This window comes from Swingsia samuiensis (assembly GCF_006542355.1).
GTDB classification, from domain to species: Bacteria; Pseudomonadota; Alphaproteobacteria; order Acetobacterales; family Acetobacteraceae; genus Gluconobacter; species Gluconobacter samuiensis.
This window is the reverse complement of record NZ_CP038141.1, coordinates 1,882,510-1,896,950: the sequence shown is the minus strand read 5'-3', so window position 1 is coordinate 1,896,950 and position 14,441 is coordinate 1,882,510. Positions and strand designations below refer to the sequence as shown.

Annotated in this window: 10 protein-coding genes; 8 read left to right on the top strand and 2 right to left on the bottom strand. The window is 46.0% G+C overall.

Features of this window, described 5'->3' with window-relative positions:
* The first annotated feature begins 113 nt into the window (after positions 1 to 113).
* Positions 114 to 1,700: a tetratricopeptide repeat protein gene (locus E3D00_RS08980; protein WP_141461867.1), complete on the top strand. Its 1,587-nt coding sequence runs from the start codon at positions 114 to 116 to the stop codon at positions 1,698 to 1,700.
* On the opposite strand, the gene E3D00_RS08975 is transcribed toward E3D00_RS08980, so the two are convergent.
* Positions 1,697 to 5,839, bottom strand: coding sequence for a translocation/assembly module TamB domain-containing protein (locus E3D00_RS08975; protein ID WP_141461865.1), 4,143 nt, complete (start codon positions 5,837 to 5,839; stop codon positions 1,697 to 1,699). The genes E3D00_RS08980 and E3D00_RS08975 overlap by 4 nt on opposite strands.
* Positions 5,839 to 7,941: an autotransporter assembly complex protein TamA gene (locus E3D00_RS08970; protein ID WP_141461863.1), complete on the bottom strand. Its 2,103-nt coding sequence runs from the start codon at positions 7,939 to 7,941 to the stop codon at positions 5,839 to 5,841. Before E3D00_RS08970 ends, E3D00_RS08975 begins: the two co-directional genes overlap by 1 nt.
* Positions 7,942 to 8,012: 71 nt before the next feature.
* Between E3D00_RS08970 and E3D00_RS08965 the strand changes: the two genes are divergently transcribed.
* The 7 genes from E3D00_RS08965 (at position 8,013) to E3D00_RS08935 (ending at position 14,438) form a co-directional block, all read left to right on the top strand.
* A complete protein-coding gene (locus tag E3D00_RS08965; RefSeq protein ID WP_141461861.1) occupies positions 8,013 to 8,981 on the top strand; it encodes a lysophospholipid acyltransferase family protein in 969 nt (322 codons plus the stop codon).
* Between the two features lie 291 nt (positions 8,982 to 9,272).
* Positions 9,273 to 10,598, top strand: coding sequence for a tRNA (N6-isopentenyl adenosine(37)-C2)-methylthiotransferase MiaB (gene miaB / locus E3D00_RS08960; RefSeq protein WP_408909372.1), 1,326 nt, complete (start codon positions 9,273 to 9,275; stop codon positions 10,596 to 10,598).
* Positions 10,592 to 11,755: a PhoH family protein gene (locus E3D00_RS08955; RefSeq protein ID WP_141461857.1), complete on the top strand. Its 1,164-nt coding sequence runs from the start codon at positions 10,592 to 10,594 to the stop codon at positions 11,753 to 11,755. The genes miaB and E3D00_RS08955 overlap by 7 nt, the downstream gene beginning before the upstream one ends.
* Complete coding sequence (gene ybeY / locus E3D00_RS08950) at positions 11,724 to 12,212, top strand: rRNA maturation RNase YbeY (RefSeq protein WP_141461856.1); 489 nt, start codon at positions 11,724 to 11,726, stop codon at positions 12,210 to 12,212. The genes E3D00_RS08955 and ybeY overlap by 32 nt, the downstream gene beginning before the upstream one ends.
* Entirely contained in the window at positions 12,209 to 13,144 is a 936-nt protein-coding gene (locus E3D00_RS08945) for a hemolysin family protein (protein ID WP_141461854.1), read from the top strand. Before ybeY ends, E3D00_RS08945 begins: the two co-directional genes overlap by 4 nt.
* 34 nt (positions 13,145 to 13,178) lie before the next feature.
* Entirely contained in the window at positions 13,179 to 13,799 is a 621-nt protein-coding gene (locus E3D00_RS08940) for a thioredoxin domain-containing protein (protein WP_141461852.1), read from the top strand.
* Positions 13,800 to 14,438 carry a thioredoxin domain-containing protein gene (locus E3D00_RS08935; RefSeq protein WP_141461850.1) on the top strand — a complete coding sequence of 213 codons (639 nt, stop codon included), beginning with the start codon at positions 13,800 to 13,802 and terminating at the stop codon, positions 14,436 to 14,438.
* Positions 14,439 to 14,441: the final 3 nt, after the last annotated feature.

The following is a 14,441-nucleotide window of genomic DNA, read 5'->3' as shown; positions in this document are numbered from 1 at the left end:
AATTCACTCCCCTTTACAAATAATAAGGGGGAGTGAAGTTTTTTAATATTCCATTTCTTAATATCTATTAAAATCAAGCTTACATTTTACACGCGGTCAAAAAAGAGGCTTTCATGTTAGCTCACCACAATACTGAGCCTTTATCCACCCCAACAGACCACGAATTAAATAAAATTCAAACCCTCATCAAACAGGGTAACGCCTCACAAGCACTTGAAACCCTTAAAAATTTCAAGAACTCTCCTGCTGTACATTTAATGCGCAGCCGTGCCTTTTTTCAATTAAATCAATACTCAGATACAGCTCAAGAACTTAACAATGCCAGCCCTCCTGTTGGCGGACATGCCATTACTACCTTCATTGACGAAGCCGTCCTGCAGCGTCGTCGGCCAGATATCCTGCATGTCCTATCAGAAGCGCAAAAACTAACCCCTAGAGACCCTCGCTTACTTGACGCTCAAGGACTGGTTTTAATGCATTTGGGACGCTTTCAAGAAGCAGAGATAGCACTTAAAAAAAGCTTAGGCATTCGCCCCAACAATCTAGAAACACTTAATTTTCTAGCCATGGTCTTATCTGAAGCAGGACGGTTCGATGAGGCTTTATCAATCATGCAATATCTTCGCACGGCTTCTCCAGAAGAATGGGGGCCTGGTTGCAATATGGCCTGCATACTCAATAACATTGGCCGCTTAGAAGAGGCTGCAAACGTTTATAGAGAAACAATCCCCTTAGCGCCCCATGAGCCCGTTCTTAGGCTAAACCACTCCATCACTATGCTGAAAAGCGGTAGAATGGCTCAAGGATGGACAGAGCATGAATGGCGTTTCGGTGTCCCTGGTCATACCAGCCTACCCAAAGCAACTCTCCTTCCCAACATAACTCCTAACCTTAATTTAAAAGGCAAACGTGTACTTGTTACTCAAGAAGAAGGACTGGGGGATACTCTTATGTACCTTCGCTATATTCCTCTTCTTGGAAGAACAGGCGCAATCGTACATATTTGGGGAACATCAACGCTCGCTGATTTATGCCAACGGATGGAAGGAGTGTCCGTCGTTCAACATGGCGGAGAAACACCAGAGTATGATTACCACTGCCCTTTCATTAGCCTTCCCAGAGTGTTTTCGGCAACACAAACTCCTATGGGCGTACCCGTTCCTTACTTAATCCCTTCTCCAGATAAAGTTGCTCAGTGGAAGAAAATATTACGCCCCGATCGTCAACTTCGTGTTGGGCTTGTATGGGCGGGTGGAGCACGCCCAGAACACACGAACGCTTATATGCTCGACCGCCAACGATCGATGCCACTTGCATTGCTCGCCCCTTTAGCAAAGCTTAAAGGAATAACTTTTTACTCTTTACAAAAAGATGAGCCCGCTTCTCAGATATCAGATTTCCCAAGCCCCCTCATAGACTATATGCCGCAATGCCTTGATATGGATGACACAGCGGCTTTGGTCTCGTGTTTAGACATTATCGTTTCCGTTGACACTTCCATGGTGCACCTCGCTGGCGGTCTTGGAAAACCTGTCATCATGATGGATCGATTCAATAATTGTTGGCGCTGGCAGCAAGGCCGTGAGGACAGCCCTTGGTATCCTTTCATGCGTATCGTTAGGCAAACTCACTTTAGGGATTGGTCAGACGTCATCTCTCAAGTGAAAGACCTTCTCCAAGAAGCAGCTGCACAACACTAATAATCAAATCCATAGGAGAGGCCCACACTTGAGCCCGGGTCATTTTCTGGCGTGGTAAAGCCATTCACTTGCCCCCCTGTCCCCACCGTTGTTTTTAACTTTAGTCGTTGCGTTAAATCAATTTGAACCTGGGCTTGCGTTCCGGTTCCAGACATAGCTTGTTTTGCCCCTACATATACGCCTTTCATAACGTATTTTCCGGCTTCAATGCTGCTTCCCCCCTTATTCACCCCACTGCCACCACCAACGGCCAAACGATCTAACCCTAAAACGTTCCGTACTTTTCCCAATGGATCAAACGTTGAGCCTCCAGCGAGCTGAGCCACAGCCACCCCCAGTTCCGCAAGCTGTGTCGTAGATAGTGAATGAGAATCTGTCCCAAATAACAAGAGGGACAAAATTTCATCACGGGGCAAGCTTGGAACAGACGTAAAATCAATTTTAGGCGCGCTGGCATACCCATGCACCAACAAACTGGCCAAGCCGCCTTTGCCATTCCGATCAGCTCTAAAATCCAAAGTTGGATCAAGCCGATGATTTACCCCTGCTCCGTTAAAAGACACTATTCCATGTGTGAAGTTCAGGTTAATGCCCGCCAGATTAAAATTACCCCTTCTCATTTCAAATCCACCGGTCATAATTGGTGCTTGGCTTGTTCCCTTCACATGCAATGTTCCCCCCATAATAACATCCAGACCGTGCCCTTGAACGAAGAACTGTCCGGGGGAAATCACATCTAAACCCAAGCCAATAACCAGATTTGTCCCATTCGAAACAGGAGCACTTTGTCCGGGACGCACAACATCCAACTGAGGAACAGACGCAGGCATTGAGTTTGGAATATTAATCATAACCCTTGGCAAAACAACTTTCCCGTCAACATCTAGACGAGTGGTTGCCTGACCATGAATATGCAGGTCTGTATCTATAAGAGCCGTAATCAAATCACTGGACAGAACGCGTGCCTGTTTGGATATAACCTTAATATCCATGGGCAAACCTGGGCGAAATACACCAACATATCCGTCTAAAGCTATATCGCCTGATCCTGCATGCGCTAAAATATGATCAAGAGTTATGCTGTCACCATGGGCTGAAATATTTCCGTTAATCGATGTCAGATACACTCCTTGAGCATATTGTGAGAATGCCACGTTATGAAGGCCAATCTGTCCTGTTGCCCGCGGCTGAGCAGCAGACCCTCCCACATGCATATTCAAAGCAATGTGCCCACGCGTTTCCATCCCGTTTGCGCCCAAAACAGAATTGGCAACAGAAAGATCTACATGCCCCGTTGTATCTAAAGCGATATTTCCATCCTTTGATAAAGGAGCCACACCGCGCACAGCTAAAGCAATTTTAGAGCCAGCCTTGAGGGTTGTATCAACTCTAGCTGTTTGCCCCGCCAATCCAACATTGGCCAATATCTCTGCTGCAGGAAGTGACGCAGCCACTCCCCTTCGCATACGCAAGCCTCGGCCAACAAGCGACACTTTCCCACTTGGGTTATTTAGCGTTCCCGTTAAATTTGCTTGTGCAGAAATAACACCAAGAGCATCTAATTCAGGCGAAAAAGGCTTTGCTATTGCAGGCGTGACATGATCAATCGTTGCATTCAAAGCTAATCGTGGTTTTAACGTTCCACCAATATCAAAAGTAGCAGGCGCTACTCCACGAGGCGCGACGGTTAAACGCAGACGGTCTACCCCCATAATATCCCCAAAAGAGACCTTGGCAGGGGCTCCTAACCGGATAGACTCTTCTTTTGCAAGCGCTGCCAAACGATCAATACGGACTGTCTTTTTTAAGAGGTCCAACAGCAATGCAGTATCTATATTCGCCGGCGAACCCATCACATTTTGAAACGCGCCTTGTAGAGTAATGGCCATTGCAGACTGTGGGCCTTTAACCGTTGCCTTTGCTTGACCAGAAATATCTTGAGTTCGAATTCCAGCAACAGCCACACTTAAATCAGGCGTAGGGTTATCAAGAGGGTTTGTTACTTTCCCCTTTAAATTAAGAGAGCTGATCGTAACTTGTTGTGTCCCCAAAGAACCATCCAACCCTAAAGCAACGACCGGAGGAGCGGATGGCACCTCCGTTGTATGAATGGCTAATGCCAACCGTCCTTTTACCGGTTGTCCAACAAACTTTTGAAAATCAGCCAAGTTGGAAATTTTTAGATCAAGATCACCCAGAGGCACTTTCGCCCCTACAGGTAAGCGCAACGCTCCTTTTCCTAGCAAACTATTCCAAGACAACTGATCCAATTGAACATGCATCACACCTTTTAGATCTTTCTCAACACGAGTGGCTAAAATAAGAGGGCGTCGATCCAATACACCCTGCACCTTTAACGTTCCTTGAGGTGCAGAAGGTAAATGTTGAAAATCAGCATTAAGTGCCAATGGCCCTTTAGGAACATCTTTGGTTCCAAACTCACCTTTAATATCTGTTTTTACGGCAAGATCATCTGTTGGACCATTAGCCTGCGCGTCTAGATTAATATTTCCACACAGCATTGGTGCAACCTGAGACAAATCTGGTAAAGCAACACTTGCAATGGTCTGCATACGGTTTTGATGTGCTAGATCGACAATAGTTGACATTAAAACATGTAATGCTTTTCCATCCAGCGCCAAGCGTTTGACTGTAATGATATTATTAGCTGATTTTTTTAAATCTAAAGAGAGGGTTCCCTCTTTACCTATCAAATGGACTGCCTGCTCTTGCCCCCCTGTAATTGCTATTTTTCCTGTAGTCGTAAGCGTTAAGTCATCTTGCGCTTTTGCTGGCAAAGCAAAATCTGCCTTCAACGCTACTTTTCCTTGCAGATCCGTTTTTCCTAATGCTGCCAGCGGCTTTACATTAGGTAGTTCTAAGGTCACATGGCCATGCGCGGCAGGTTTTACATTAACCTGAGCACCTAAGTGCACCAATGGATGGTCTAAAACAGCCTCAACGGGCTGCGTATCTCGCAATGGATAAGATATAACATTTACTTTAATAGGTGCAGCAGCCAACAAAGTGGGCGCACTACCCGGAATTCTTAACCCATCAATAACGGTTTGTAACGAAGCAACAGTATCTTCTGCTTTCTTACCAGCGCTTCCCTGAAAGGAAGTATGTAAATGGCCTACCAAAATATCGTTAATAGCTAGACTATCAATATTTAAACTCCCTGTTCCTACAGGAGCAATAAAGGGGCCATGCAAATCGGTCTCAAGAGAAATATCATTCCATCCAATACCCGGTTGTAACGTCATTGTGGGGGCATGAGCAGTTACATGCAGGTCAGCCTTATTCGAAACAAGATTTATCGTTCCATTTAAGTGGCTTTGTATTGCTCCAGAATGCAGTCCAAACTCTGTAACAGCGCCTGTCCAAGGGCCCTGCATCGCCAAATGAAGGTCTATCGGATCCAGCTGAGGTAGTTTTCCTAACGAACTGACAAAGCCATTTATGCCTTCATGATAATCTAAAGCTAAATGAACCTGTTGACTTGGGGTAGCAGCAGAAAGATTAAGGTCTCCGTCAGCATCAAGACGTTTGATGTGCAAATCAATCTTCATCTTCGGAAGGTTTTTCAGCGTCACACCATCGATAAACGGTGCAATGGATGAGATATTTGCATTCCCATCCGCAGTAAATGCCGCTGACTGACCTATTAAGGCATCCCCTATTTCCAAACGTCCTATGTGCAGATGCGTTAGATCAACTTTTATTTTTAATTTCGTTGGCCCAGAAGGGGCAGAACTTGTCGGAGCTTGTGGCTCAGGTGAGGAAAAGGGCAGCCTCGAAAAAACCAAACGGTCTGCACTTAGCGTGTGGATTTTGGCGTCCATGCCGATTAATGCAAGCGGGGACCACTTCAGATGTAGGTGATCTATTTCCAGCCAAACGCCTTTGGCATCTTTAATTTTAAGAGTATCTAGCCCTAGATTTTGAGGCAAGGTTCCAGACAGGCCTGATATTTGAACCATTCCGCCTGTCCATGGATCAATCTTTTCTTCTATGTAGCGCTGCCCCGCTCCAACATTAATGCCGATAAGAACAACACCAATCGCCAGCCCCAGCACGCCTAATAAAACAGCAATAATAATTGCTAATATTCGGAGAATTTTCTTAACAATATGCATTAGAATGTCTCCCCCAAACCAATATAAAGCTCCCATTTTCCACCATGCGGAGGACGGTTAACAGGAAGAGCCACATCCACACGTACGGGGCCAATTGGGGTATAATAACGCACACCCGCTCCATACCCGACGCGAACAGTACCATGCCCTGGCGTTGATTTTGTACTTACTTGGCCAGCGTCAACGAAAGCGGCCATCCCCAAATTTTTTGGTAACCTTTGACGAAATTCAAGAGTTCCTGCATCCATGGATGTTCCGCCAATTGCGTATTTCGTATCCCCATACTGGGGGCCGACACCTTGGTAACGGAAACCACGAACAGTCGCAGGACCACCCGCATATAAGCGCTGATCAGGTGGAATGTCATAGGTTGATGCACCCTGCACTGATCCAACAATTCCACGCACCGCTATGATACTATTTCCCGGCTTCGTCCATCCAAGTCGGGCTAGGTCATAATATGTTGAAACTTGCGCCGTCAGAAGAGCAAAGAACGATGTTTTGTGCTCAAAAGACATAGACGGGCTAGCTGTAATAGAAGCACGTATCCCATGCGTTGCAGGGTCAATCGGGTTAGAAAGACCTGTGCTATCATATGTTGCGACAAGGGGGATGGAAGCAATAAAATAATTTCTCTTATCACCAAACTGCTTGATCTGTTCCTGTATCCCCATCAAACCCGCTGAAATATACCAATACTTACCAAAATGCCGCCCTATACCACCTCGCGCCAAAATAGCATTCTGATGATACGAATAAAGCAATTGCCGCACGGCTTCGATACGAAGATTGAGGCTTTGATCTTTTCTTAAAAAGTCAGGTTTCGTGAAATCCGCATATGCATCATACCCTAAGCCTTGCTGAGCCGACCCACCTAATCCCGTTGCCAGAACCGCTAGTTTCAATTGTTCCGCATTGCCAAATAAATTATGATGCGTCCAACTTACGCCAGCACGCCCACCCAAATCTGTTGAGTATCCGGCTTCTGCTGTTAGCGTGTGTCTTTTGGTCTCATGAAAATCAAAATCCAAAGGCATCGCCTGCACTATCCCCGGAACAAGAGATTTTCCTGATGCAAGCGTAATAATAGGAGGAGCATTCTTCACCTGAACCGCTGAAAAGACACCCGTTGAGGTCAGATCCTGACGCGCCTGTTCAATTTTTGACGGTTGATAAAGCTGTCCTTCTTGTAACGTTAAACGACGCTTTAAATATGTTTCATGGACTTTCTTTAATCCACTCATACTCATCGGTCCAATAACGACCTTTGGCCCGCGCCCTACCCGAAACACAACATCCAAACTATGGGAAGCCGGTTTTAGATACGCCAAAGGAGTTGAGACAGACGCAACGGCGTACCCCTCTTCTTGCAGCTGATTAAGCAAATTATTTTGTGCGGCTAACACATCTCCTGCCACGGCAGGTTGCCCAGATACTAAATTAAATGCTTTTTGTTCTTCTGAGGATAAAGTGACTGGCTCCCCTTGTTTTTCAGCCTGATCAGACGTTTTTACTGAGACTTGTTGCCCTTTATCGTTTTTAGTGCCCGATTTTTCTAAAACCTTGGGAGGGGTGGTTAAAATAATACGACCTAAATGAAACTTCTGGCCGGCCTCAACAGAAACTGAAATTTTTATTTTCTGATTATCCCGGGCAGCTTGAAGAGCTTCTGGTAGCTGTGGGCTTCTGCCGTCCAATTCATGGCCATCAACCTGTACCTTAATCGCTACCGCCCCGGCATAATACCCCTGTGACTGCAAAGCGGCATCTACACGATCGTAATCACCATTAATCCGTCCTGTAAGAGCATACGCTCCCACTTTTTGGGTTTCCTGCAATGTTGAAAGCTGTGATGAGGCCGCAATCGCTGCATCTAAAGCACTGTCTTTAGTTGGCTCAATTGCAACCTTATATCCTAAGGTTTTAGTTTTTTCGGTGCCCTCCTCCTTCAGAGAATCGGCGTAACCTCTGAAGGGAAAGCAAGTGCCTGACAGGCTACTCACAACAAGAGAGCAAAAAATAATTAAGTAACGGCTTGTTTTCACCAAGAAACCCACAACGCCAATTTTAAGAAAGAGCTGCGTATCTTTTATGAGCAGCATTAGATTTTATTAACGTAAGAAGATGAAACTAGATTGTTTCTGATGATGAAAATTCGTATCATTAAAATCCGATGTCTTACCGAACTCCTTCTCAGGCTCCCAATCGCCGCAACCAAAGTAGACCCGCGCTTGACGGTGATGCTTTTGCTCCCCCGACAAAAGAAAACCAAATTTCTTCTGTTTTTAGTAAGAGCTTCTTCCTTGTCCGGCTCGGAGTTATTGTATTCTGGACTTTGGGATCAAGTATTTTTCAGTACATTTTGATCCAACTCCCAGGGACTGGAAAAGTTAAATTTCCTCGTGTCTTCTGGTCTGTTGTTAGTCGTATTTTTGGTTTGCGTATCCGAGTTATTGGCAAGCCTGCGGGCAAAATGCTCTCACCTCAAAACGTGAAAGAGGGCCAAAGGCCAGTTATTTACGTTTCAAACCATACCTCTTGGTTAGATATCCTAAGCATTGGCAGTGTTCTTGAGGCCGTATTCATCTCAAAAGGCGAAGTTGGCACATGGCCTATGATTGGTATGGTCGCACGCTTGGGACGCACCATTTTTGTTAGTCGTAATCGACGCAGTACCGGACGTGAACTCCATAGCATGACAGATCGCTTATGGAGCGGGGATAACATTATTCTTTTCCCTGAAGGCACCACTTCTGATGGCGCACAAGTACTCCCTTTCATGTCTTCATTTTTTGCCATCGCTAAACCGAGCAAACGAGAACAAGATAATACCCCCAAACCGCCTCCTGTTTTAATTCAGCCTGTCTCTCTTGTTTATGACGAATTAGAGGGGTTACCGGTTGGCCGAAATCAACGTAAACTTTTTGCGTGGTATGGTGATATGGGGTTTGCTCCCCACCTGTGGGCGCTTGGTCAATGGCGCTCTATGCGTGCAACCCTGATCCTCCACCCACCTCTCAACCCTGATGATTTTCTATCCCGCAAAGAACTCTCTCAAGCAACATTTGATGCCGTTAGCCAAGGATCAATCGACCTACGCCGCGGTCTCCCTCAACAAGACCTTACTCTAAAAGCAGAGTAAGGTTTTGGAGTTGCCCGTATTTTTTGTTCTTTGAATATTCTGCTTTTAATAATGACCAATCACATTGAGTGTGATAACCCATCCTTGGGTCTTCTTAAGCATGAATGGGACAGTCATGTTTAACTGCATCAATTCAATTATAGGCTTGACCTTACAAGCCACTCCCTTGATGACTAGCCGTGATTTTGCCAACCCCGGATCGAAACTGTGACTGCTTCTTCGCCAGAATCTACAAAAACATCCCCCGCACGTAACACTCATGGCCTTCATGTTATTACATGGGGTTGCCAAATGAATGTTTATGACAGCGCGCGTATGGCTGATGTTTTACGTCCATTAGGCTATGGACCGGCAGAAACGGCCGAAGAAGCCGATATGATTATTCTAAACACCTGCCATATCCGCGAACGCGCGACAGAAAAGGTTTTTTCAGAGCTTGGGCGCCTTCGTAAAATTAGAGACGAACGTATTGAGCAAGGTCACCCACGCACAATCATTGCAGTTGCAGGATGTGTTGCTCAAGCTGAGGGCAAAGAAATTCTGGCAAGAGCGCCTTATGTCGATCTCGTTTTAGGCCCTCAGACCTATCACAAACTTCCAGAAATGGTGGCACGTGCAGCACGTGCCGGTGGAGCTGTTATTGAAACAGACTTCCCTACAGATGAAAAGTTTGATGCCCTCCCTACGGAGGCCGCGCCACAAACAGCCGGTAATTTAACCGCATTTCTTACCGTTCAAGAAGGGTGTGATAAATTTTGCTCGTTCTGTGTCGTTCCATACACACGAGGCGCTGAAACCAGCCGACCGGTTCTGTCCATCCTCGCTGAGGCGGAGCGAATGGTCGCAAGTGGTGTAAAAGAGATTACCTTACTGGGGCAAAACGTAAACGCATATCATGGAGATGATGGATCTGGGAAAAGCGCTAACTTAGCGTATCTCGCTGAAGTGCTTTCCCAAATTCCTGGTCTGGCTCGTATTCGTTATATGACGTCCCACCCAAGAGATATGGATCAATCACTTATTGATGCACACCACACAAACTCTGCCTTGATGCCTTTTTTACATTTACCTGTCCAAAGTGGTTCAGACAATGTTTTAAAAGCCATGAACCGTGGCCATACCGCAGATGAATACCGCAATATCGTCCGCCGTTTACGAGACGTCAGACCAGATCTAGCTCTTTCATCTGACTTCATTGTAGGACATCCCGGTGAAACAGAGGAGGATTTTGAAGCCACAATGCAACTCGTCAGAGATATTGGCTTTGCGAGTGCTTACAGCTTTAAATATTCTCCACGCCCTGGCACTCCTGCTGCTGGACAGCCTCTTCAAGTGGCAGAAGATGTAAAAGACCGACGCCTTGCACAATTGCAAGCTCTGTTACGCGAGCAGCAGGACGCTTTTAACGAACAACTTGTGGGCACAACCCAAGAAGTCTTGATAACAGGAAAAGGTCGGAAACCTGGACAGCTCTCCGGTCGTTCCCCTTATCTACAACCCGTACACTTCGATGGCCCGGAAGAACTGATCGGTTCCATCGTAAAAGTTGCTATCACAACACGCCGGACAAACTCACTTGGCGGCGTCATTGTTCAGGAGACAGCTGCCGCTTGCTAACAACGCCTCCGCATAGTTCTGCTCCTTCCTCTAAAGGACCAGACGGAAACCGTACTGTTGCATTACGTTTTAATGACAACATTTTACTCCAACGCCTTCTTGGAGACCACGACCGGCACCTCGCTCAACTTGAAGCCGGATTCGATGTCCATCTATCGTGCCGCGGCAATAAAATTGCCATTTCAGGTGAGAATGAAGCCGTAGGGCGTGCTCAGGCGGCTATTGTCTCTTTATATAATCAACTTGAAGAAGGCCGTTCTATTGATAGCTCCCAAATCGATGGGATTATTCGATTAACGGCCCTGCCTCGCTCCCCTCTCCCCCAACACCCTTACACTCGGGATCATACTGCAAAGAACACCCGCAGAGAGGTCGTTGCTAACTCCCACTCCAAGAATACTCCTCCCTCACCACGTGGAGTAGTCGATCTTCCTACAATTAGAACCAAGCGTGGCATTATAGAGCCTCGCTCCCATGGCCAAGCAGAATATATGGCTATGTTAGCACGCACAGAACTGGTCTTTGGGATTGGCCCAGCTGGGACGGGAAAAACTTACCTTGCGGTAGCGCAAGCTGTTTCCATGCTGCTCGCAGGGCAAGTGGATCGTATTATCCTTTCTCGGCCGGCGGTTGAAGCTGGAGAAAAGCTTGGCTTCCTTCCCGGAGACATGCGAGAAAAAATTGACCCCTACCTGCGTCCCCTCTATGATGCGCTCCATGACATGATGCCGGGAGATCAGGTTATTCGTCGAATGGGAATTGGGGAAATTGAAGTTGCGCCTCTTGCCTTTATGAGAGGTCGTACTTTAGCACACTCCTATGTTATTCTTGATGAAGCCCAAAATACCACTCCTGCACAAATGAAAATGTTTCTTACCCGTATGGGCGAAGGAACGCGCATGGCTGTTACAGGAGATCTTAGCCAGATTGACTTGCCAAACGGTGTATCATCTGGATTAAGAGAAGCTGTTGAAACATTAGACGGAATTCGGGGAATCGGCATCACCCGTTTTCATTCAAGCGATGTGGTCCGCCATCCTTTGGTTGCCCGTATTGTTGATGCCTATGATCAGAGAGCGCCGCTCCCTCGTGATTCTTATCGAGATCGAGCCCGCCAGGAAAACAATGGAACCTCCAAGTACTCGCGCCGATATTGATATTATTATAGAAGACCCGCGATGGCGGTTTTCTATACCTAATACTAAACGTGCCATTTATCGTGCGTTTCAAGCTGTTACCCGTCAAAAAGGGGCAGACTTTGAAAATACTCCAATGCCGACTGTTCTTTTATCGACAGATCGCGTTGTTAAGAGGCTCAATTCGCGTTTTCGCAATAAAAACAAACCTACAAATGTATTAACATTTGAGCCCCTTTCTCCTCTCCATGGAGGAGATATTATTTTGGGATATGAAACAGTTCATAAAGAAGCTGTTTCTGCCCAGCGTAGCATGCGTGCTCATTTATCACATCTTGTCGTTCATGGTGTCCTTCACCTTTCCGGGTATGACCATCATCACCCCGGAGAGGCAAGAGAAATGGAAGGCATTGAAACACGAACAATGCGCCAGCTTGGTTTTGGAGATCCATGGAAACAGGGAATCAAACGATCATGAGTGACGATATATTAGAGCCTTCTGAAGAACCTCGAAAAAATTCACGAGGGCTTTTTGGTCTTTTCAATAGACGTGGTCGAGATCAGAAGCTTCGTGATTCCATTGCTACTCTTGTCCGGGACTCTGCTCAACTCGCTCACGAAACAGGAGATACGCCCGAGTTAGACCGCCAAGAAAGCGCCCTTATCATGAATGTCCTGAACTTGCGGGACATTACAGCAGATGATGTTATGATTCCCCGGGCAGACATTATTGCCATGCCTGAAAATATCTCTCTTGAAAGTGCGCTTAATCACATGCGACGCGAAAATCATTCACGCATGCCGGTGTACCGTGAACAGCTCGATGAAATTTCTGGGATGATTCACGTTAAAGACCTAGTCGCTTATGTTGATTCCCCAGAAGCATTTGATATCCGGAACCTCTTACGCCAACCCTTAATGATTGCGCCAACCATCCCGGTGCTAGATCTCCTTTTACAGATGCGGCAAAGGCGTATTCATATGGCACTTGTCATTGATGAATATGGCAGCATTGACGGCCTGGTGACCATTGAAGACCTGATTGAAACCATCGTTGGTGATATTTCAGACGAACATGATGATCCCGTTACAGCCTTATGGACCGAGAGGCCAGATGGCTCTTCAGATATAGATGCCCGCCTGCCCATTAAACAACTTGAAGAACGTTTAGGAGCTGTCCTCACGGATGCTGAGCGAGAAGCAGAGATAGAAACGGTTGGTGGTCTTGTATTCCGCTTAGCAGAACATGTTCCAGCACGTGACGAAGTTCTGACACATGAAAGTGGTTTAGAGTTTAGGGTTCTGGATGCAGATGCACGTCACATTCGTGCTTTACGCATGCGCGTTCCTGAAAACTGGGAGAAGAAGTCCCTTCCACACTCCCAGCAAGATGACGACCATAATTCTTAATAATCATTTTCGATTAATATAAGGAGTTCAAACTATGTTTTTAAAACGCCGTCTGTTTCTGCTGGCATCACCAGTAATCTTAACAATGGCTAAGCATAGTTTGGCTCACCCATCATCTCATTTAGATGATAAGCTCCTATCCCCTCGAACGCTCGGAAATCCTAAAGCACCAGTGATTGTAGACGAGTGGTTTTCTTTAACCTGTTCACATTGCGCACATTTCGCAACGCATATTTTTCCTTTTGTAAAAACTAATTTAATCGATACAGGAAAAATTCTCTTTCGATTTCATGATTTTCCTTTAGATCAGGTTGCGTTACTAGCCGCTATGGTGGCGCGCTTTTTACCTGAGGAACAGTATGCCCCTTTCCTTGAAACTCTTTTCAAAAATCAAGATCAGTGGGCATTCTCTCAAGATATCGATCCCGTGAGCGAATTAAAAAAATATGCAATCCTTGCGGGTATTTCTGATGCAAGCTTTGAGAACATTAAAAATAATCAAAGCTTGAAAGAAGCAATCATTAATCGCCAAGATAAAGACGATGCGTTTCTTCATATCCAAGGAACGCCATATTTTCGTGTTAACGATCGTCCTGCGCCTAATATTGGCTTAGGATATGATGAATTTCTTCAAACTATCACAAAGGCTCTTTAAATGAATAGTCGCTTTTCATTACCTCGCCGCGTTCTCTTAAAGTCTGTGCCTGCCGTTGCCCTCAGCGCAGCAGCAGGAGCCCGGGCTGATGATAATTCTGCAGTAACAAGCGACCCCAGAATGGGCCCTCGTATTATAGGAAACCCCAACGCCAAAGTCCTAGTGCAAGAATGGTTCTCTTTAACCTGTACACATTGCGCTCATTTCGCCACCGAAGAATTCCCGAAGATTAAGGAGAAACTCATCGATACTGGTAAGATTCGTTACCAATTCCATGATTTCTCTGGCGATCGCGTAGGACTAACAGCGGCTATGGTTGCACGCTCATTGCCACAAGAACGCTATGTTCCTTTTCTTGAAGCTTTGTTCTCCAGTCAAATGCAATGGGCTTTCGCCTCAGGCGGTGACCCGATGGAACGTTTGCAACAAATGTCTGCTCTAGCCGGCATCTCTGCAAATCAGTTTAAAAGCATCGCGAACGATACAGGCTTCATGCAAAGTATGTTCAATCAAATTCAGCAAGATGCTGAAAAATATAACATCCAAGGCACACCATTTTTCCTTTTCAACAGTACCCACTATGGCCAAGACCCAGAGACGTATGACAAATTTGCCGACCTTGTCGCTAAGGCCTCTTAAATA